Annotated in this window: 17 protein-coding genes and 1 riboswitch; of the genes, 5 read left to right on the forward strand and 12 right to left on the reverse strand. The window is 52.6% G+C overall.

What is annotated here, in order from left to right:
* Positions 1 to 39 precede the first annotated feature (39 nt).
* Positions 40 to 1,062, reverse strand: a complete 1,023-nt coding sequence (locus tag MKY74_RS24280) for an NADH:flavin oxidoreductase/NADH oxidase (RefSeq protein ID WP_076171398.1) — start codon at positions 1,060 to 1,062, stop codon at positions 40 to 42.
* A 273-nt stretch (positions 1,063 to 1,335) separates the two neighbouring features.
* On the opposite strand from MKY74_RS24280, the gene MKY74_RS24285 reads away from it, so the two are divergent.
* On the forward strand, positions 1,336 to 2,178 hold the full coding sequence (locus MKY74_RS24285) for a polysaccharide deacetylase family protein (protein WP_076171396.1): 843 nt from the start codon (positions 1,336 to 1,338) through the stop codon (positions 2,176 to 2,178).
* A 73-nt stretch (positions 2,179 to 2,251) separates the two neighbouring features.
* On the opposite strand, the gene MKY74_RS24290 is transcribed toward MKY74_RS24285, so the two are convergent.
* From MKY74_RS24290 to MKY74_RS24305, 4 genes are all read right to left on the reverse strand, one after another.
* Positions 2,252 to 2,911 carry a 3D domain-containing protein gene (locus MKY74_RS24290; protein WP_076171394.1) on the reverse strand — a complete coding sequence of 220 codons (660 nt, stop codon included), beginning with the start codon at positions 2,909 to 2,911 and terminating at the stop codon, positions 2,252 to 2,254.
* A gap of 3 nt (positions 2,912 to 2,914) precedes the next feature.
* Positions 2,915 to 3,069, reverse strand: a riboswitch (cyclic di-AMP (ydaO/yuaA leader).
* A 238-nt stretch (positions 3,070 to 3,307) separates the two neighbouring features.
* On the reverse strand, positions 3,308 to 4,030 hold the full coding sequence (locus tag MKY74_RS24295; protein ID WP_076171392.1) for an amino acid ABC transporter ATP-binding protein: 723 nt from the start codon (positions 4,028 to 4,030) through the stop codon (positions 3,308 to 3,310).
* Positions 4,017 to 4,676, reverse strand: coding sequence for an amino acid ABC transporter permease (locus MKY74_RS24300; RefSeq protein WP_076171389.1), 660 nt, complete (start codon positions 4,674 to 4,676; stop codon positions 4,017 to 4,019). The genes MKY74_RS24295 and MKY74_RS24300 overlap by 14 nt, the downstream gene beginning before the upstream one ends.
* A gap of 169 nt (positions 4,677 to 4,845) precedes the next feature.
* The gene (locus tag MKY74_RS24305) at positions 4,846 to 5,655 is read right to left on the reverse strand and encodes a transporter substrate-binding domain-containing protein (protein ID WP_076171387.1); all 810 of its coding nucleotides are present in this window, start codon (positions 5,653 to 5,655) and stop codon (positions 4,846 to 4,848) included.
* Positions 5,656 to 6,122: 467 nt separating this feature from the next.
* On the opposite strand from MKY74_RS24305, the gene MKY74_RS24310 reads away from it, so the two are divergent.
* Positions 6,123 to 7,871 (forward strand): alpha-glycosidase, encoded by a 1,749-nt coding sequence (locus tag MKY74_RS24310; protein ID WP_076171385.1) that lies wholly within the window; start codon positions 6,123 to 6,125, stop codon positions 7,869 to 7,871.
* Positions 7,872 to 7,984: 113 nt separating this feature from the next.
* Here MKY74_RS24310 and glgA read toward each other — a convergent pair whose 3' ends face one another.
* Both glgA and glgB read right to left on the reverse strand, forming a co-directional pair.
* Complete coding sequence (gene glgA / locus MKY74_RS24315; protein ID WP_076171383.1) at positions 7,985 to 9,415, reverse strand: glycogen synthase GlgA; 1,431 nt, start codon at positions 9,413 to 9,415, stop codon at positions 7,985 to 7,987.
* A gap of 12 nt (positions 9,416 to 9,427) precedes the next feature.
* Complete coding sequence (glgB, locus tag MKY74_RS24320) at positions 9,428 to 11,533, reverse strand: 1,4-alpha-glucan branching protein GlgB (RefSeq protein WP_076171778.1); 2,106 nt, start codon at positions 11,531 to 11,533, stop codon at positions 9,428 to 9,430.
* Between the two features lie 196 nt (positions 11,534 to 11,729).
* On the opposite strand from glgB, the gene MKY74_RS24325 reads away from it, so the two are divergent.
* Entirely contained in the window at positions 11,730 to 12,950 is a 1,221-nt protein-coding gene (locus MKY74_RS24325; RefSeq protein WP_076171381.1) for a glucose-1-phosphate adenylyltransferase, read from the forward strand.
* A 71-nt stretch (positions 12,951 to 13,021) separates the two neighbouring features.
* Here MKY74_RS24325 and MKY74_RS24330 read toward each other — a convergent pair whose 3' ends face one another.
* The 5 genes from MKY74_RS24330 to MKY74_RS24350 all read right to left on the reverse strand — a co-directional run bounded on the left by MKY74_RS24330 (position 13,022) and on the right by MKY74_RS24350 (position 18,564).
* On the reverse strand, positions 13,022 to 14,470 hold the full coding sequence (locus MKY74_RS24330) for a sensor histidine kinase (protein WP_076171378.1): 1,449 nt from the start codon (positions 14,468 to 14,470) through the stop codon (positions 13,022 to 13,024).
* A complete protein-coding gene (locus tag MKY74_RS24335; RefSeq protein ID WP_076171376.1) occupies positions 14,467 to 15,165 on the reverse strand; it encodes a response regulator transcription factor in 699 nt (232 codons plus the stop codon). Before MKY74_RS24335 ends, MKY74_RS24330 begins: the two co-directional genes overlap by 4 nt.
* The gene (locus tag MKY74_RS24340; RefSeq protein WP_076171373.1) at positions 15,158 to 16,489 is read right to left on the reverse strand and encodes an FG-GAP repeat domain-containing protein; all 1,332 of its coding nucleotides are present in this window, start codon (positions 16,487 to 16,489) and stop codon (positions 15,158 to 15,160) included. The genes MKY74_RS24335 and MKY74_RS24340 overlap by 8 nt, the downstream gene beginning before the upstream one ends.
* 44 nt (positions 16,490 to 16,533) lie before the next feature.
* Entirely contained in the window at positions 16,534 to 17,259 is a 726-nt protein-coding gene (locus tag MKY74_RS24345) for a phosphonate ABC transporter ATP-binding protein (RefSeq protein ID WP_076171370.1), read from the reverse strand.
* A 117-nt stretch (positions 17,260 to 17,376) separates the two neighbouring features.
* Complete coding sequence (locus tag MKY74_RS24350) at positions 17,377 to 18,564, reverse strand: MFS transporter (protein WP_208629328.1); 1,188 nt, start codon at positions 18,562 to 18,564, stop codon at positions 17,377 to 17,379.
* 121 nt (positions 18,565 to 18,685) lie between these two features.
* On the opposite strand from MKY74_RS24350, the gene MKY74_RS24355 reads away from it, so the two are divergent.
* A complete protein-coding gene (locus MKY74_RS24355) occupies positions 18,686 to 19,603 on the forward strand; it encodes an ArsR/SmtB family transcription factor (RefSeq protein WP_076171367.1) in 918 nt (305 codons plus the stop codon).
* Positions 19,604 to 19,616: 13 nt separating this feature from the next.
* Positions 19,617 to 20,381: an HAD family hydrolase gene (locus MKY74_RS24360; RefSeq protein ID WP_076171364.1), complete on the forward strand. Its 765-nt coding sequence runs from the start codon at positions 19,617 to 19,619 to the stop codon at positions 20,379 to 20,381.
* Positions 20,382 to 20,395: the final 14 nt, after the last annotated feature.

Consider the following 20,395-nt stretch of genomic DNA (forward strand, 5'->3'; position numbering starts at 1 on the left):
TTGTGAATGCTTGATTAGCTTATTTCCGCAATGCCTAAGTTAAAAAGCGCGCAAGTACTGTTTCGGGATCTTCTGTTCTCCGTTCAACTCTTGGGCCGCATGAAGCGCCCAATAAGGATCCTTCAGCATGCCTCTGCCGACTGCGACCAGATCCGCCTTTCCTTCCAGCACCACCTGCTGCGCTTCCTCGTAATTTTCCAAGCGGCCGACAGCGATTACCGGTACATCCAGCTTTGCCTTCATTTGCTCCGCCAATTCCACCTGGTACCCCGAGCCGGCCTTCGGTCCGCCGTTCGATCCGATATGACCTTCACCGCCGGAGGAAATATGGAATACGTCCACGCCCGCATCCCGGTATCGTTGGCAGATTTCCGCGCAGTAATCGACGTCATAACCGCCGTCCACGTACTCCTTGGCTGACACTCTCATCAGAACAGGCATGTCTTCAGGGACCGCCTTCTTGACGGCTTTAACAACTTCTTCTCCGAACAACGCCAGGTCTTTTCCATACGCATCGTCTCTTCGGTTGGTCAGCGGAGAATGGAACTGATGGATTAAATAGCCGTGAGCGCCGTGTATCTCGACGGTATCAAAGCCGGCTTCCACCGCGCGCCGGGCCGCTTCCCCATAGGCGGTAACCAGACTCTGGGCCTCTTCGGTGGACAAAGCCCTCGGAATTTTATATTTCTCGTCAAAACGGATGGCCGATGGGGCTACGGGCGGGTTCGCGTCCTCCGCCTTGCGGCCGGCATGGCCCAACTGGATGCCGATCCTTGCGCCATGGGCGTGCACTTCGTCGACGATTTTGCGGTAAGCAGGGATCTGCCCGTCATCCCATATTCCCGTATCCCGGTTCGTAATCCGTCCGTCCGGGTGAACCCCCGTCATCTCTACGATAATCAATCCGGCTCCGCCGACTGCGCGGGATACATAATGGACATAATGCCAATTGTTAGGGATCCCGTCCTCAGCCTGTACCGAATATTGGCACATCGGAGGCATAACAATCCGGTTTTTCAGAGATAATCCTTTAAGTACATAAGGTGTAAATAGATCTGCCATTGCTTCGTGTCTCCTTTATGTTGTATGTGATTAAGCCTATATGACAACAGGGTTATATGATTGCAGCGCCGCCGTTCAATCGTCCATACCTCGCGGTTACGGCCAACGAACAGCGACCGTAATCCATCAGTTCTATTATACACGCTTTGCCGAACGATATGAAAATGTGGCCCAGCAACTGATTTAAAGCAACATAATTGCATCAACTTATGGACATAACAAGGATAAATCATGCTTTCGCTGTTTGTCCGCGGTGGAAAGGAGTCGAGACGGATGAAAAAGAAGCTGTTATGCACATTGCTGTCTTCCCTGCTGATCTTGTTGTTGATCTGTCCTTGGCAGTCCGGGTGGCCGGCAGCCGCCGCTCAAGGCGGTGAACCCCCGGAACATTCGTCAGGTTCCGAACCTGCACGGGAAACCAGCAGCCGGGAGGCGAAAGAAAAGCGGAAGGAACAGCAGATCCTTACGCTAGGCCAGCTGATCAAAAAATATCCCGAAACGTTCAAAATTCACGGTCCGCGCGTCAAAGAGGTGGCCCTAACCTTTGATGACGTGCCGGATCCCAGGTTTACTCCTCAGATCCTGGATGTGCTCAAAGCCCATCATATTAAAGCCACCTTTTTTGTGATGGGCAGCCGGGCGAAGAAGCATCCCGAGCTGGTCGAGCGCATTGTCCGTGAAGGACATGTGATCGGAAACCACTCCTATAATCATCCCGTGTTTCACAAATTGGAGATGGACGAATATGTAGCCGAGATTAAGCGGACGGAGAACACGCTTTACGGCATCGTCGGCTATAAGCCCAAGCTGATCAGGCCGCCTTATGGAGACATCACGGAACGCCAACTGCGCTGGGCCAAGCAGCAGGGCTACAAAATCGTAAACTGGAACGTCGATTCGCTGGATTGGAAAGGAATCAGCAAGGAAGCGGTCAAGCGCAACGTGCTGTCCACCGTTGGGCAAGGCTCGATCATTCTTCAGCATGCGGGAGGCGGAACCACGTCCAATCTCAGCGGTACGATCGATGCCCTTCCGGACATTATTCAGACTTTGAAAAATAAAGGCTATTCATTCGTCACGCTGCCGAGGTTACTTCACGTTCCAAAAGACAAGTAACGCGCTGAGCGTACAAAAAAAACCGGCTTGAGTACAAAAGCCGGTTTTTCCGTGTTATTATGAATAGCATTGACTATTTAATGAAGTACAGCTCAACGTCCTGGAACCCGAAGGCACTAACGCTTTCCGGGCTGCCCGGCACGAAAATGTCGATGCGTTTCCCCTTAATCGCACTGCCGGTATCCTTAGCTGTCGCTACGAAGGCTTTCTTCGGAAGGCCTTGGAAGCTGTGACCGGTAACCAGCACTTTCGTTCCCAACGGGATAACGGAAGGGTCAACCGCGATCGTTCCCAGCTTCAGCGGGTTGCCGAAGTAGTCCACTGCTCCCCACTTGCCGTTTTCGCTAGCGGCAGATGAATAAGCCGTAGCTCGGACGTCCAGCGTTTTGGAGTAATTGAAGGTTTTACCCCATGCTTCCACGACTTTGTCATCGCCGTTGACGTTCAGGGAAGCTGCTGTGATGATGGAGCCGTTGTCCTCTGCGGCAAATGCCTTGGCTGTGCTTGCTCCGGGAACGTTTAATTTCAGGCCTGGATAAATATTGGTTGCTTCTACGCTCGGATTTGCATTCATCAGCTGATTCAAATTAACGCCATATTGTTTAGATAATGTATAGAAGGTGTCTCCATCCTTCGCTACATGGACCGAGTCCGCAAACGTGGGTACCGCTTGTACCGCCAGAGAAATGCCGATGATGGCTGCAAGTGTCTTGATTCCTTTAAATCTTTTCATGGTTCCTCCTTAAGTCGTGATGCCTGCGAAGTTAGCTGTCGGATTCGGATTGAGGAGACAACCCTACGCCCTATTGGTGCGATTCACCCCAAGCGTACTATGTACACAAATTACATCCCCCGCACTTTACCTTAGAAAAGTTTCGGCTCAACAAATATATCACAATTTTGTAACCTGTGCGCATGAAAATGTTACCAATCCAAAAGTCTTGAATTATCAGGCTTTATTTAGGGTTGTTAGCTGACTTAAGCAAGGGAGCAGCAGCTCAATTCCTTTTAAAATAGTTACAAAATCCTCATTCATTTTAACAATTTATTCATGAAAAGGTACATAAAAAGCCCTGGATGAGTAATATTCTCGTCCAGGGCTTTATCATTTTTATATGCAGGCACTTTGTCAAAGAACCTTGCTCAGAAAATCTTTCGTGCGGCTGTTTTGTGGGTTACCGAACACTTCCGCAGGCGTCCCCTGCTCGACGATTTGTCCGCCGTCCATAAAGACGATCCGGTCGCCGACTTCCCGGGCAAACCCCATTTCATGGGTTACGATGACCATCGTCATGCCGCCCTCCGCAAGCTTCTTCATGACCTCCAGCACTTCGCCGACCATTTCGGGGTCCAGGGCCGAAGTCGGCTCGTCAAAGAGCATGACGTGGGGCTGCATGGCCAGCGCCCGCGCGATGGCGATCCGCTGCTTCTGCCCGCCTGACAGCTGGGACGGATACGCATCCTTCTTGTCGGATAATCCGACCGTGCGCAGCAGGTCAAGGGCAATCCGTTCCGCCTCGGCCGGCGGCTGCTTTTTCACCTTAACCGGGGCTAGCATGAGGTTCTGCAGCACCGATTTATGCGGGAACAGATTGAAATGCTGGAACACCATGCCCATTTTTTCGCGGGTGGCATTGATGTTGTGGCGTTTGTCCGTAATCGGCTCGCCTTCAAACGTGATCTGCCCCCCTGTTGGCGTTTCGAGCAGATTCAGGCAGCGGAGAAAGGTACTTTTCCCCGAGCCGCTGGGGCCGATCACGACGACGACCTCGCCTTTGGCGATGTCGATGTCGATCCCTTTCAGAATCTCCAGCTTGCCGAACGATTTGCGCAGATCTTTAACGCTGATCATCGGTATTCAGCCTCCTTTCGAATACCCCTAGCAGCTTGGACAGGGTAAACGTCATAATGAAGTAGATGGCCGCAATGACCAGCAGCGGACTGAGGTAATCATACGTAATCCCTTGGATAGCCCCCGACTGGTACATCAAGTCGGTGACGCCGATAAACGATACGATGGATGATTCCTTGATAATCGTAATAAACTCATTGCCGATGGCCGGCAGCACGCTTTTAACAGCTTGGGGCAGCACGATGTACCGCATCGTCATGCTGCGCGTCATTCCGAGGGAACGGGCCGCTTCCGACTGGCCACGGTCCACCCCCTGGATTCCGGCACGGAACACTTCCGCAAGGTACGCGGAGCTGTTAATGGACAGCGTAATTGCACCGGACTCGATCGGCGTAAATTTGACCCCGAAGGCCACGAGGCCGTAGTGAATAATAAACAGCTGAACAACCATCGGGGTACCGCGGAGAACTTCCACCCATACCGAACCGATTAGCTTCGGCAGCCAAAAGCGGGACATCCGCATCAAGGATATAAGAATGCCCAGCACGAAGCCGCAGAAGACGCCGATGGCCGCCAGGAGCAGTGTATACTGGATACCTGTCGCAAAATACGTCCGGTAATCCCAAAAAACGGAGAACATATTCATAAAGACCCAAGAACCTCCTTTGTCATCATACCTGCCTGTCCCATCCTTTCCCTGTATACAACAGATCGGGACATATTTGAAACAAGGTACCCATCATTGAACAGAAAAAATAGCGAATTCGCTTCGCTATTTTATCCGATGTATAAAATGAGAACAGACAGCTTAACCTCTATTTCTGTGCAGCCAAATCGCTCGCTTCGGCGACGTACTGCTCAATCTTGTTTTCGGATTTCAGACGGTCCAGCGTTTTATTGATTTGGTTCACGAGCTCGGTGTTGCCTTTTTTGATCCCGATCGCGTAGCCGTCTTCCTTATAATCAGGAACCGCATCCGCAATTACCAAACCTTTGACGTTCTTGATGTATGCTTCGGCAACCGGTTTCTCCATGATGGAGGCATCCACGCGGCTCGAATTCAGCTGAAGCACAATGTCGGAAATTTTGCCCAGGCCGGTGATCTTCGCCCCCGGAATCGTCTTGGCAATGTCCTCCTGGATCGAACCCTTCTGAATGCCGAGCGAAGCTCCTTCCAGAGCTTTCATCGTGCTGTATTTGTCTTTGTCAGCCTCTCTGACGACAACGGCCTGCTCTGCCTTATAGTAGTTGTTCGAAAAATCGATTTGTTTCTTGCGTTCTTCGTTTGGTGTAAGGCCAGAAATGACAAAATCTACCCGGCCGGTGGACAGCTCGCCGAGAAGCGCATCAAAGCTCATGTCCTTGACTTCAAGCTGCGCCCCCATGTCTTTGGCGATTTCCTTGGCGATTTCGATATCGAAGCCGACGATTTGGTCCTTGCCGTTCACCATTTTATGAAATTCGTACGGCGGGAAGTCCGCGCTAGTACCAAGCACGATCGTCTTGCCGCTGGCCGGCTGTTCGCCCGCTGCCGTGCTGCCCTCAGTCGAAGGTTTGCTTCCGCATCCGGCAAGCAGGGAGCCTGCCAGCAGAATGCATGCCGTTAGAATACCCCATTTTTTCATATCTATCTCTCCTGTCCATTTCAATGATACTTATTGTTGTTCAAAGGCATGATCCGTATCCGGCCCAGCCCGAAAAACCACGGTTCTAATCATACAATAAAAATGCATGATTATGCAATGACATTTTCATACAGTGGTCAATACATTTCAAAATAGCCAGAATAATGCGGATTATAGCTTTTTAATACCATTTATTCCTAGTTCTATTGTTTCTTTTAGTCACCTCCCCTTCTTTTTCGGAATAAATATGTATTTACCGTTTCAAGGCCCGTCTCCTTCCTAATCCGATGCATAAATCCCTTCAAAAACCTGCACCCTTTGAAAGAAAAGCTTCTTATTATGTAATTACACGCAATGGGGACTCCTACGCAAAAAGTTCACCGAAACGTCAGATTAAGGCGGCAGCCATGGTTCATCATTCCGGGAATGAGGTATTAAATAGCTAGATATTTGATGGAGGTGTAGTCATGCTGCTGGAAGCTTTATACCATGTCCCCCGGGACAAATGGGCCTATGCATACGATCCGAAGACGATACATCTGCGTGTCCGCACCAAACGAAACGACGTGGATACGGTGGTTGCGATGACCGGAGACAAATACGACTGGGATTCGACCTATTTTGAAATTACGATGGAAAAAGCCGCGACCGACGAGATGTTCGATTATTGGGAAGCTGCCGTGCTGCCTAAATACAAGCGTCTTAGCTATGCGTTCCGGATCACTTCCGGCAAAGAAACGATTTACATGCTCGACAACGGGCTGTACCGAAATTGTCCGGCGCCGACGGGCGGCTATTACGAATTTTCTTACATACATGAGATCGACGTATTTAAGGTGCCGGATTGGGCAAAGGATGCTATTTTTTACCAAATTATGCCGGAACGTTTTGCAAACGGGGATCCAAGCAATGATCCGAAAGGGACACAGCCTTGGGGAGGACAGCCGACAACAGACAATTTCTTCGGCGGCGACCTGCAGGGCGTCCTGGATCATTTGGACGACCTACTCGATCTGGGCATTAATGCGATATATTTCACACCTTTGTTCACGTCGCCGTCGAACCATAAATACGACATCGTCGATTATAAGCAGGTTGATCCGCATTTTGGGGACAACGAGCTGCTCAAGCAGGTCGTGGAAGCCTGTCACAGCAAAGGGATCCGCGTCATGCTCGATGCCGTGTTCAACCACTGCAGCGAACTGTTTCCACCGTTCCAGGACGTCCTGAAGCATGGGGAAAAGTCCAAATACGCCGATTGGTTTCATATCAACCAGTTTCCGGCTCGGGTTGAGAACGGGATCGCCACGTATGACACGTTTGGTTTCTTTGGCAATATGCCCAAGTTCAACACGGCCAATCCCGAGGTGAAGCAGTATTTGCTGGACGTTGCCGAGTACTGGATTAAGGAAATCAAGCTGGACGGCTGGAGGCTGGACGTGGCGAACGAGGTCGACCACCATTTTTGGCGGGACTTCCGCATGGTCGTCAAAAACGCCAATCCGGACGCATATATCGTCGGAGAAGTGTGGAGCGATTCCCTCGCCTGGCTGGTGGGCGACCAGTTCGACTCTGTCATGAACTACCCTTTTGCCGACAAGGTGCTGGAGTTTTTCAACGGAGGCATGGACGGACTGACGTTCGCCAACAAAATGGGCACCATCCTGATGCGCTATCCGCAGCAGACGAACGAAGTGGTGTTCAACATGCTGTGCAGCCATGATACGCCGCGCCTCTTGACGCGAGTCGGCAACGACAAGCGCCGGATGAAGCTGGCGGTCGTCTTCCTGTTCACGTTCATGGGGACGCCATGCATCTTCTACGGTGATGAGGTGGGCCTTACCGGAGGCGGCGATCCGGACTGCCGTAAATGCATGGAGTGGGATCCGAAGAAGCAGGACCGCGAGCTGTACGATTTTTACAAGCTGCTCATCGGTCTGCGCAAAAAAAACAAAGCGCTCCGCGAAGGCCGCTTCCGCTTTTTGAAGGCGGAACCGGGCAATCCCAACATTATTTACGAGCGCATGGACAGCCGGGTTCATTTCACCATCTGGATGAACAACACCGACAAGCCGCAAGTGCTGTCCCACCCGATGGTTACGAATGACTGGAAGGACGCCTTATCGGGCGACAATGTGCCTACACAGAACGGAACGATGAACGTCAGTCTGGACCCTTACGGGTACCGGATTTTGTACCGAAATCTCACCAAATAAATCGGTTTCTTCATAACGAAAAGCCTTCCGGAGTTCCGGAAGGCTTTTTCCATATGGATTCTTAGCGGCTGTGAATATGACCACGGAGCCGGCCTGGACCAGCTCCGTTTGCTTTAAACGGTGACGCGTTCATAAATGTCCATATACTCCTTGGCGGACATGTTCCAGCTGTAATCCCCGGCAAAGGCATTCTTCACGATTTTGCTCCAATGCTCCGGCTGTTGGTAAAACGCTGCTGCGCGGCGGATCGTATGCATCATGTCGTGGGCGTTGAACGCCGTGAAGCTGAAACCGTTGCCCTCGCCCGTAAACTCGTTGTAAGACTGCACGGTGTCGTTCAGCCCCCCGGTCTCGCGAACGATCGGGATGCTGCCGTACCGCAGCGCCAGCAGCTGGCTGATGCCGCATGGCTCGAACTTCGACGGCATGAGGAACATGTCGCTGCCTGCATATATTTTGCGTGACAGGGCGTCGCTGAACGTAATCTGCGCCGACATGTTGTCCGGATGCCGCCCTGCCGCTTCGCGGAACCAATGCTCGTAGGCGGAGTCGCCCGTGCCGAGCAAGACGAACTGGAAGTCGTCGTGATCCAGCATTTCGTCCAGCACCCGCGTCACGAGATCCAGTCCCTTGGACTCCACCAGCCGGGTCACCATTGCAATGAGCGGCACGTCCGGTTTAACCGGCAAGCCGAGCTCCTGCTGGAGCCCTGCTTTGTTTTCTCTCTTTTTCGCCAGGTTCGACCGGTATTTTACATAGAGGCTCGTATCGTTAGCGGGATTGTAACTCTTCGTGTCTACTCCGTTTACGATCCCGCTCAGCCGGTCACCGAGCGAATACAGCAGCCCTTCCAACCCATATCCGTAATGGGCCGTCTGAATCTCCCTGGCGTAGGTCGGACTCACTGTCGTCACGTGATCGGCGTATACGATCCCGCCTTTCATAAAGTTGACATTTCCGTAAAACTCAAGGCCTTCTGGCGTAAAATATTGATGCCCCAGCTCCAGCAGTTCGCCAAGTACCTCGTAAGGATAAATTCCCTGGTACAGCAAATTATGTATCGTAAACACGGTACGGATGTGCTGGTAGTACTCGTTATGGCGGTAGTGCGCCTGCAGCAACACCGGAATTAGCGCCGTATGCCAGTCATGGCAGTGGAGCACGTCCGGCTCGGTACCGATCAGCGGAAGCACTTCAAGCACGGCCCGGTTGAAAAAGGCGAAGCGTTCGCCGTCGTCCATGTATCCGTACACGCCATCCCGTCCGAAATAGTATTCGTTATCGAGAAAATATACCGGAATGCCGTCGTACACGAGCTTTTCGATGCCGCAGTATTGATTTCTCCAGCCGACCGGCACTTTGATTTCCGTGAGATGCTGCATTTCATCCCTAAATTGCTGTGGTATCCCTTTATGTTTGGGCAAAATGACCTGCACATCCGCGCCGCTTCGCTTGAGCGCTTTGGGCAGGGCGCCGATGACATCGGCAAGTCCCCCTGTTTTAATAAACGGTGTCGATTCCGCTGCTGCAAATATGACTTTCATCTCTCCTGCCTCCTATTCATTGATCCGCGGGCCGTCTTCCGTCACCGGTTTCCTTCCGGTACCTCTGCCCGATCTTTTCTTTGTCTCTGCAGTAGGCATCTTTAACCCTTCCTTGGCTTTGGACGCCGACACCCGGGTGGTTTCACCGGATTTGCCGGACTTTGACGCGGCACTTCGCTTGCTTGGCTTACTCTCTTTTCCCGGAACCGCCTTTTTCGTACGAGGCTGCTCCCTTTTATATATCAGCATACTGAGCGGCGGCAGGGTTAATTCCAGACTGCACGTTTGTTCATGCCAAGGGATCTTCTCCGTCTGCACGGGTTCGGCGTTAAACTCGCCGCTTCCGCCATATTGGGAATCCTCGCTGCAGAACACGGGCACGTACGTGCCGGACTTGGCAATCCCGATTCGGTAATGCTCGCGCCGCACCGGTTGAAAATTAATAATGACGACAAGGGTGTCACCGGCTTTCTTCCCTTTTCTGAGGTACGAAATGACGCTTTGCGTGTTGTCATGCGGCGTGATCCATCGGTACCCTTCAAGCTCATGATCCCGCTCCCACAGCGCCGGTTCGTTCAGATACAGCCGGTTTAATTCCGCGGTATACCGATGCAAACTGCGGTGGCTCTCGTAATCCAGGAGCAGCCAGTCAAGCTGCTCCTGGTCCTTCCATTCGATAAACTGGCCAAACTCCCCGCCCATGAACAACAGCTTTTTCCCTGGATGGGTCATCTGGTACCCAAGCAGCAGCCGAAGCCCGGCGAACTTCTGCCCGTAATCCCCAGGCATTTTGCTGAGCAGCGATTTTTTGCCGTGAACAACTTCATCATGGGATAAAGGCAGCGCGTAATTCTCAGAATAAGCATAAGCAATCGGGAATGTCAGCAGATGATGCCGCCCGGGCCGCTGTTCAAACGGCGTTTCCACATAATCCAGCGTGTCGTTCATCCAGCCCATGTTCCATTTGTAATTAAAGCCCAGCCCGCCTTCGTGCACGGGTGCGGTAACCCCGGGCCAAGCGCTGGATTCTTCGGCCATCATCAGCGTATTTGGGAAATAGCTGAACACCACGGTGTTCAGCTGCTGCAGGAAAGCGATCGCCTCGGTGTTCTCAAGACCACCGTTCTCGTTGCGCTGGAACTGTCCTTCCTGCTTTTCGAAATCAAGCCGCAGCATGCTGGTGACCGCGTCAACCCGGAGCCCGTCAATGTGGAACACGTCCAGCCAGAACAACGCGTTGGAAATCAGAAACGAGCGGACCTCCGGTTTGCCGAAGTCAAAGCTGAGCGTGCCCCAGCCGGGTTTTTCTGCTTTATAGGCATCGCTGTATTCAAACAGCGGCGTCCCGTCAAACCGGCGGAGTCCGTGGGCATCCTTGGCGAAATGGGATGGCACCCAGTCCAGGATGACGCCGATATCGGCCTGGTGCAGGGCGTCGACCAAATACATAAAGTCATGCGGCGTCCCATAGCGGCTCGTCACGGCGAAATAGCCCGTTCCCTGATATCCCCAAGATAAATCGTATGGATGCTCCGCAAGCGGCATAAACTCGACATGGGTATAGTGCATTTCCTTCAAATAAGGAATAAGAAGATCAGCCATTTCCCGGTATGTATAAAAAGTCCCGTCCTCTTTCTGCCGCCACGTACCGAAATGGATCTCATATATGTTCAGCGGCTTGCGGTAAGGTGCTTTTCTCTTTCTACGCCAGGGACCGTCATTCCATACATATCCGGCAAGATCCGTGACCACTGACGCGGTGGCCGGGCGCAGCTCCGACTGAAACGCATAAGGATCGGCCTTCAGAAACCGTTCTCCACCAGGTCCGGTCATGTCATATTTGTAAAAAGTACCTGAACGGATTCCGGGGAAAAAGCGAGTCCAAAAACCTGAATCGGGTATCTTATATAACGAATCCTTTTCTCCGTTCCAGTTGTTCCAGTCTGCCGCCAAGCCTACAGCCTGGGCATGGGGCGCCCAGACGGTGAACCGGACGCCTTCCTCGCCTTCTTCCACAGCAGGATGAGCGCCCAACATCCTGTGACTGTGATAGGAGGTCCCTTCATGAAACAAATAGATGTCTTCCGCGGACAGCGGCTGACCCGGCGCCTTATTCATGTTCTCCAAATGATCACCTGCTTTAGGAATATAGTGCATGTAAACCATTACCCCATTGTAGCCAAAATGAAAATAAAAATGACCGCTGAAAGATAAAATTGTAATTTTTCAGTGATATTTCAATATAATCGTTTCAGATGGGCGATAGTCGTTTATTTATGTACTACATTTACAATTTTGAATGGGAGGAAACGACATGAAGAGAAAAGAATGCATCGCCATGTTGCTTGCCGGAGGTGAAGGGCGCAGATTATCACCTCTGACATCGAAACTGGCAAAGCCCGCTGTTCCGTTCGGCGGCCGTTACCGTATTATCGATTTTCCTCTCAGTAACTGCGTAAACTCAGGCATTGACACCATCGGTGTGCTGACGCAGTACGAGGCTGAATCGCTTCATCTGCATATCGGGGAAGGCGAACCATGGGGCCTCCAAAAAAATGGAGAGGACGGAATCACCCTGCTGCCTTCTTACAATACAGGATCCTCGGAATACTTGGGAACTGCTGATGCCATTTATAAAAATATCGAATATATTGACCGTCACCAGCCGGAACATGTACTGGTTTTGTCCGGTGACCATATTTACCACATGGATTATAATCAAATGCTTCAATTTCATCAAAAGAACGGCGCCAAAGCCACCATCTCTGTCATGGAGGTGCCTTGGGAGGAAGCCAGCCGTTTCGGGGTCATGAGCGTGGACGAATCGCTGCGCATCTCGGACTTTGCCGAGAAACCGGCCGAACCCGAAAGTAACCTGGCATCCATGGGCATCTATTTGTTTGAATGGGAGTACCTCCGCAGACATTTGATGGAGGACGCTGCGAATGATGCCTCAAGCCATGATTTCGGCAAGGATATTATTCCGAAGATGCTGGCGGATCAGGATGAACTGTTCGCGTATCGCTTTGACGGATATTGGAGAGATGTCGGCACCGTTGCCAGCCTCTGGGAAGCACACATGGACCTCCTGTCCGACGATCTGGATTGGAAGCTGCATAACAGCGAATGGCCAATGTACACCCGTCCTTGGCGTACGAAGCTAGGATCGACACGGAACCGCAGCGTGATGGCGACCAACTGCCTGATCTCCGAAACGTGCACGTTGGACGGCATAGCGCATCAATCCGTGATGTTCTGTGGTGTAGAAGTCGGCAAAATGTCCGAGATTAAGGACAGCGTCGTGATGCCGAACGTCCGGATCGGACGCAACGTGCAGATCGAGCATGCCATTATTGGCGAAGGAGCGATCATTAAAGACGGCGCGGTCATCAAAGGAACGCCGGGTCAGGTGACGGTAGTCGGCCCTTACGAAACCGTTATGCCGAAACCAAGCATTCGTACCCAGCCTTCCCGACTCCTGCAGGATGTATACGAGAAAACCGGACGCCTGCGTGCCGAAGGCTTATCCTCTTAATACAATATGTGTGAATATATAAAGAGCGAACTCCTTTTTTCCGGGAGTTCGCTCTTTGATGTGTATGAACTTCATGAAAGCTTCTCGTCTGCGGGAGGCAGCTCGGGTGCACCGTCCGTTTGAGCGGTATTCTCCGGCAGCCGAGGCAGGGACACGACGATCGTCGTCCCCTCCCCTAACGTGCTCTGGATGAGCAAAATTCCTTTATGAAGCTCAACCAGCTGCTGGGAGATGGCAAGCCCAAGACCGGTGCCGCCGTTAAGCGGATCCACCTGAAAGAACCGGTCGCGCACTTTGACCAAGTGGTCCTCGCTGATCCCGATCCCCGTATCCCTCACTTCGGTTACGACATTGTCGCCTTCAAAGTACACGACCAGATCGATTGCCGAATGCTCATGCGAAAATTTGATCGCATTGTCCACCAGGTTCAGGAACACCTGCTTCAAGCGGTTCGCGTCCCCGGCCACGAGCGGTCTGTCCTCGGACTTCAGCCGGAGCTCGATTTGCCTGCTCTCCGCCTTCGTCCACAGGTTCAACATGATTTCCTGGAGCAGCTCTTTGATGTCGACCCGGCCAATCGCAATCTTCATCTCATTCTGCTGCAGTTTGGAGAAGTCGAGGATTTCCTCAACGAGGCCAATCAGGCGCTCAGTCTCCTTCGTAATGATCTCCATGCCGATCCGGGTCTCCTCGGGGTCATAGCCTCCCGAATTGATCGTTTCGCTCCACCCTTTAATACTCGTCAGCGGCGTCCGCAGCTCGTGCGAAATCGACGAAATGAAATCGTCCTTGACCTGATTGCTCCGGACGATCTCCTGGGCCATATAGTTCAGCGTGGATGCCAGCTCGCCAAGCTCGTATTTGTAGTCGCCCTTGATCCGCTGGTTGAACTTACCGCGGGCCATCTCGGCGGAGACGGCCGTAATCGTGTTCAACGGCTGCACGATGGAGTTGGCAAGACCCATACTGAATACGAGCACGATAGCGAGTACAGCCGCTCCTACGCCCGTGGCCAGCATGGTTAGATTAAACAATTTATCGTTGACCGTTTCCAGCGAGGTGACATAACGGACGATATAGCCATCCTGCCCGCTACTCTGCTCCAGCTTCGACACGGCCATGACATTCTCGCCGGTGCTGGCCTGACGCCCGACCCAACGGCCGACGTTTCCGGACAGCGCCTGGGAAATATCGGCCGTCTTCACAGACATATCGGGCTGAAACTCGGAAGAGTTGATCAGCACGTTACCCTGGGTATCCAGAATTTGCACATTGGCCGAGTTCAGATCGTAGTAGGTCAGCATGGAAGCCAGGTCGCGGTTCCCGTCAAGCCCCGGGTTGATCCGCTGGTAATAATAATCCTCGACATTGTCGATATGGTTTTTAATATGACTATAAATGCTGTCATAATAATACGTTCGTATGGCTAATAAAAAAATGACTTCCGCCAGCAGAAGCGCCGAGAACACTACGATAAAGTAGTGCAGGACAATCTGCCTGCGTATGCCTTTCTTGATCATTGTCCCTGACCCTTCCATTTATAACCGTGGCCCCATACGGTCTGTAAAAACTCGGGGTCCGACGGATTCTCCTCGATTTTTTGGCGGAGACGGCGGATATTCACGTCCACGATCTTAGGATCGCCCATATATTCTTTGCCCCATACATGATCGAGCAGTACGTCCCTGCTGAGAGGCGTATTTTCTTTTTCGAGGAAAAATTGGATCAGCGAAAATTCCGTCGGCGTCAGTTCGATCGCATGCCCGTTCTTCTTGAACTGCTTGGAGATCAGGTCCAGGCTGAACGGACCGGAATGAAAGCTGACCTTCGCCGTCGTTTCGCGGTGAACGTTCACCCGGCGCAGCAGCGATTGAATCCGTGCGATTAATTCGGTCGGACTGAACGGCTTGCTCACATGGTCGTCCGCGCCGACGGACAGAGCGTACACCTTGTCCTGTTCCTGCACTTTCGCTGTCAAAAAGATAATACCGATCCGTTCGTTCGTTTCCCGGATGCGGCGGCACACCTCAAAACCGTCGATCCCCGGAACCATAACGTCCAGCAGTGCGATATCGATATCGGGATTGGACGTCAATTTATCGAGCGCCTCGTTCCCGTTTGCCGCCTCCAGCACATCGAAGCCGTTGCGTTTCAAGTTGATCACAATAAAACTGCGGATGGAATCCTCGTCTTCCAAAATTAAAACTTTACTCACTGATCTTTTCCTTCCTTTCAATCGGGGGTACCTCGTTCTTCAGCTGCTTCTTGCTGTTATCGATATCAAAGTCCCCGTATTTCTTGTAGCCGATCACCTTGTCGTTCGTCCGGTACAGGTACTTCCATTCATCATGCTGTTTATCCCACTCGGCCAGGGTGAAAAATTTGATCTCGGCCACCGTTTTGCCGGTATCGACCATAACGAAGCGCAAATACTGGTTCTTGATGGACTTGGTGTCCACCGTCACCTTGTTATGCCACTCCGGCGGGAAGAAGCCCAGCTCGAAGCCGTTCTGTAAATCACGATATTGCTCGGCGACGAATTTTAGTCCTTGTTTGCCGTCCCACTGCGAATATACGAAGAAGTTCGGAATTTCATCCGGCTTGAAATAGTTCCAGCCGATCGGCGGCTCTACGGATCCGATTTCGATGATCCCGTCATTGTTCACGTCGCCGCTCTTGACCGGCAGATCCTTGAACGTGGTGTCCTGATTGCCTCCGAACACGGACTTCAGCTTCCCGTCCTCCATCACGATGATGTTGGAATAAGAGGCGTCTCCCCCGCCGATCGAGGTGTCGATCACAATGCCTTCCTTGGCTTTACCTTCTGGATCCTTATAGACATTACCTGCGACAATATTGTAATAATTCGAAACGTACGGATCCATATCCAGCTTGTCAATTTCGACATAGCTGCCTTCTTCATACTGGTATGTCGCCACAAACGCCTGATCATTCTGCTTCAGGCTAATAATCGTCAAGTCGTTCTTTTTGTCCCCGTTCAGGTCCATAATGACGAAATTGGTGTAATCCTGCATCAGGTCTTTCTTGATGCTGCCCTCCGTGTACGTATAGACGTACAAACGGTTCACAGGGTTTTCGTCCCTTCTGGAATATCCGGCGATAATATCCGGTTTGCCGTCATTGTTCAGGTCCTTGAACTGAAGAGATTCCAGTACCCTGCCCTCTCCGTCGAAAGATGTTACCTTCGTCCACGTTCCGTTGACCAACTTGAAAATCATGCAGTGAATGACCACCTGCTGATCCGGTGTTTCGTAGAATACGACCGCTTCGTTGACCTTGTCTCCGTCCAGATCGACGAAATGGATCAGGTTGGTGTCGGTTTCTTCCCTCGAGCGGATGAGATCCGCTCCATCGGGAAGCTGCGCGTGGATGATCGAGCTCAGCGTCTCTTTATCCGCAGACAGCATCGGCGTCTTCATCAAGCTGACGGGGTCGCTGATAAACGTGCAGCCGCCCAGCACAAACGTCAGCAGGACCGCAGCTGCAGCACGTATCCAGTTTGTCTTCAACAAATGCATTGCATCACTCTTTTCTATACCAAGCCCGCAAGCGGGCGCAAAGTCTAAATCATATTTTTTTCCCTCATCGTCAGACGGCGGCCGCGGATGTCGAATGCGACCTCCCCGCCAGACAACCCGACGATACGGGTGGCAAATTTTTCGGCGAGCTCAATCGGAAGCACGGAAATGACGGTGACGCGCTCCTCCTCGCACAGATTTTTCAGCGTTTCCATGACGCTTTCCGCCGATTTCGGGTCCAGCCCGACCACCGGCTCATCGGCGAGAATAACCTTGGCCCCATGAACCAAAGCTCTTGCGATGGCGATGCGCTGCTTTTCACCGCCGCTCAGCGTGCCCGCCTTCATACGGGCTTTATCCAAGAGACCCATCTGCTCGATGACGTCCATCGCGCCCATATAATCGTCCGAGCGGACCATCCCCGTCACCATGCGCCAAAGCGGCGTCTGACTGGCTTGGCCGATCAGCACGTTCTTCAGGCCGGTCCGGTTCGGATAGAGCTGAGGATTCTGCTCTAAGTATGCCCATTCGCGTCTAATTTTTCGTTTTCCGCCGAGAGGTTCCTTCAGCACATCCTGGCCGTCGATGACAAACGTCCCTCCGTCCCATTTTTCCTTCAGCGCCAGGCACCGCAGCAGCATGCTCTTGCCGCTTCCACTGGCACCGACAACGGCGATAAGCTCGCCCTTCTGGATATCGAGGGATACCCCTTTGAGTATCGGAATTCTGTCCACACCGACTGACTTGGTTAAATGCTGAATTCGTATCATGACATTTCTCCTCTTGTCCTGTGATCTCTATCTCTTCTTGGCTTTGAACAATACGTTTCTATTATATCGATTATATAGAGTTTTCGCACATTATTGAACCTTTTGGGAAAAACTATTCTATAGCGGCTCCTGACTGCGTCCACCCGAAGTCCGAAAGGCGGTGCCGACGGCGCCGAATAAGGCGAAGGCGAGGCCCATCACAACGAACACGCCTCCGTTCCACCCATACTGCATCAGGATCCCCCCGATGTTCGGCCCGGCGATGCTGCCTATATTAAAATGAAAGGATGCGACGACATTCGCTGCGGGAAGCAGCGCCTTCGGGAGAATATCCGCCGCGTAGGCCAGGCCCAGCGAAAAAAACGAGCCGACCATGCCCCCCGCCAGGCACAGGAGCAGAACGAGCCAGGCTGTCGCCGTTCCTGCCAGCGGCACGGCCATAAAAGCGGCGCCGCCGATGAGGCCGCAGGCGATAAGCACGTTTTTGCGGCCGAAGCGGTCGCTCAGCATGCCGAGCGGCAGCTGCAGAATCAATCCGCCGATGCCGATGAACGGAAGCAGGAACGCGATCTGGGACTCGCCCATCCCTGTTCGTAGCCCGTAGACCGGAAAATTGCTGTTAATCCCGGCTTCCATGTACCCGTACAGCAATGCGGGTAGAAGGGCGTACCAGGCGAGTGCATAGCTTCGGCGGAAGCGCCGCGGAGGCTGCGCCTCCCCTTCCGTCCGCTCCGGGCGGAAATCGGGCAGCTTCGCCCAGACCAGCACAAGCACGAGCAGCATCAGCAGCGCCAGCACGATGAAGGGCACCGCATTTCCATACTTCAGGAGCTGGATACCCAGCGGCCCGAAGCTGAATCCCAGGCCATACGACATGCCGTACAGCGAGAGGTTTCGGCCCCGGTATTCGGCCGGCGTGACCATCAGCACCCATAATTGGGCAGCATAATGAACGGCGCTGTCTCCGATGCCGACGAGCAGCCTTAAGACAAACCACACTTTCACGCTCGGCACAAGCGGAAACAATATGACGGAGACGAGCACGAGCACGAGGCCGGCGCTCACCAGCTTCTTAAAGCCAAGCGCGCCCAGCGTCCGCTCGGCGACAAGCGTCATGGCGAACGATCCGACGTACAGGGCGGCTGCGTTTAATCCGTTGACGGAAGACGATACGCCCATTTGCTCCAAAAATATGGACAGGACCGGCAGCAGCAGCCCCTGACTGAGCCCTGCCGCAACGATCACGGTGATCAGAATGAGGTAATGAATAGATAATCCGCGATTGCTGTCGTTCTGTGTTGACAATGAAAATATCCTCCTTGAGTGCAAATCCGTTCAAACTCCCTGAACATTATAGTGGACAACCCTGCTATCAACAAGCCATAATGGAATGAGCGCACAGATTTCATAGGAGGTTATTGGTTTCATGAACTATGAAGTAAAGGTTGACGTTTCACCGATTTACGAGCTGCTTAGCAGCTTTATGGTGTACATTTCGAAGAAATGGATTCGCAACCTCGACATCGGGCCCGAATGGATCGGTGAAGTGAGCGGCAAGCTTCCACCTGAAGTGACGTCCGCCTTAGGCCCGGCCGCAGCTTGGCCATTCGACGATTACGACGTGCTGTATGCCTGGGCGATTCACCGCGCAAACGGCGATACCGTCCGCGCCTTTTTGGATTGCCTGCATGAAACGCCGGCAGAGGTGCTGTACCAAGCCGCCTCCCCTTACCTGCCTTCTTTAACCGTAAAGGAAGCTGAACGAATTCGTGATTCATATACACCGCTGCTCGAGTTATGGTATGAGCATTATTTCAAGCATGAGGAACCCGCCATTATCCCGCTGATCGAAGAGGATGCGGAGGAGAAGCGCATGCTGCTGACCAAGATGGAGCCTCAAAGCCTGGTAGAGTACGCTTCCGGCGGACTGGTGGTTGAAGATGTTCCCGGGCTGGAAACCATCGTGTTATTCCCGACCGTTCACAACCGCCCGATCAACGCTTACTGCTTTTACCGGAAAATGATGCTGATCCAGTATCCTGTTGACGTCCCTGAAGAACAGGAGGATGAGCCGCCGACCTGCCTGCTGCGCATGACGCATGCGCTGGCTGATCCGAAGCGGCTGCGCCTGCTGCGGTATGCGGCGGAGAAGCCGCGTTCCCTGGACGATATGATGCGGGATCTGAACCAGACCCAGGAGCTGCTTAAGCACCATTTGATGATCCTCAGGGTAGCGGGTCTGCTGCGCATCCATTTGGGTTCCTTCAACACCGAGAAATTCAGCATTCGTCCGGACGGAGCGGCGGAGCTTCAGATGTTTCTGGAGTCCTACATCCGTCTTTAAGGAGTGACCTAACGTGAAAGCAACTGAGCAGCATATTCTGTTCGATCTGGATGACACGCTGATCCACTGCAACAAGTATTTCGGCATCGTCCTCGGGGAGTTTTTTGAATGGGTACAACAATGGTTTGAGCCCCACCAGATCAAGACAGAAGAGATTCGCAGCAAGCAGATCGAGATCGACGTTGCGGCCGTCAGCCAAGCTGGCTTCAGCAGCGGCATCTTCCCCAAATCGCTGATCGAAACATACCGCTTCTTCAGCCGCAAGTTTAACCGCCCCGTTCAGCCGGACGAAGAAAAACAGCTGATGGAGCTCGGCTTGAGCGTGTACGAGCAGGAAGTGGAGCCCTATCCGGGCATGGTAGAGACGCTGGATTCGCTGAAATCACAGGGACATCATCTGTACCTGTACACCGGCGGAGAAACGGCGATACAACAGCGGAAGATTGACCAGATGAAGCTGAGCCAGTACTTTGACGACCGGATCTACATTACGCAGCACAAAAACGAAGCGACGCTGGAGAACATCCTGAAGCAGGGCGGCTTCTACCGTCCTTCCACCTGGATGATCGGCAACTCCCTGCGCACCGATGTGATGCCGGCATTATCGGCAGGAATCCATAGCATCTATATCAAACAGCAGAACGAATGGATTTATAACATGGTGGAGCTGCAGAAGAAGCCGGACAGCTCCCTTTACACGGTCACAAGCATCGAGGAAGTTCCCGAGGTTATCCACAGCAAGAGCATCGTAACTTCTGCAAACGCCTTGAGACAGTGAATGTGCCGCCTCGG

It is taken from the genome of Paenibacillus sp. FSL R5-0378 (assembly GCF_038009285.1).
GTDB classification, from domain to species: Bacteria; Bacillota; Bacilli; order Paenibacillales; family Paenibacillaceae; genus Paenibacillus_AQ; species Paenibacillus_AQ favisporus.

Excerpts from the sequence above, each read along its gene's own strand:
- MKY74_RS24280 (WP_076171398.1), bottom strand. The coding sequence starts at position 1,062 with ATGGCAGATCTATTTACACCTTATGTACTTAAAGGATTATCTCTGAAA.
- MKY74_RS24285 (WP_076171396.1), top strand. The coding sequence starts at position 1,336 with ATGAAAAAGAAGCTGTTATGCACATTGCTGTCTTCCCTGCTGATCTTG.
- MKY74_RS24290 (WP_076171394.1), bottom strand. The coding sequence starts at position 2,911 with ATGAAAAGATTTAAAGGAATCAAGACACTTGCAGCCATCATCGGCATT.
- MKY74_RS24295 (WP_076171392.1), bottom strand. The coding sequence starts at position 4,030 with ATGATCAGCGTTAAAGATCTGCGCAAATCGTTCGGCAAGCTGGAGATT.
- MKY74_RS24300 (WP_076171389.1), bottom strand. The coding sequence starts at position 4,676 with ATGAATATGTTCTCCGTTTTTTGGGATTACCGGACGTATTTTGCGACA.
- MKY74_RS24305 (WP_076171387.1), bottom strand. The coding sequence starts at position 5,655 with ATGAAAAAATGGGGTATTCTAACGGCATGCATTCTGCTGGCAGGCTCC.
- MKY74_RS24310 (WP_076171385.1), top strand. The coding sequence starts at position 6,123 with ATGCTGCTGGAAGCTTTATACCATGTCCCCCGGGACAAATGGGCCTAT.
- glgA (WP_076171383.1), bottom strand. The coding sequence starts at position 9,415 with ATGAAAGTCATATTTGCAGCAGCGGAATCGACACCGTTTATTAAAACA.
- glgB (WP_076171778.1), bottom strand. The coding sequence starts at position 11,533 with ATGAATAAGGCGCCGGGTCAGCCGCTGTCCGCGGAAGACATCTATTTG.
- MKY74_RS24325 (WP_076171381.1), top strand. The coding sequence starts at position 11,730 with ATGAAGAGAAAAGAATGCATCGCCATGTTGCTTGCCGGAGGTGAAGGG.
- MKY74_RS24330 (WP_076171378.1), bottom strand. The coding sequence starts at position 14,470 with ATGATCAAGAAAGGCATACGCAGGCAGATTGTCCTGCACTACTTTATC.
- MKY74_RS24340 (WP_076171373.1), bottom strand. The coding sequence starts at position 16,489 with ATGCATTTGTTGAAGACAAACTGGATACGTGCTGCAGCTGCGGTCCTG.
- MKY74_RS24345 (WP_076171370.1), bottom strand. The coding sequence starts at position 17,259 with ATGATACGAATTCAGCATTTAACCAAGTCAGTCGGTGTGGACAGAATT.
- MKY74_RS24355 (WP_076171367.1), top strand. The coding sequence starts at position 18,686 with ATGAACTATGAAGTAAAGGTTGACGTTTCACCGATTTACGAGCTGCTT.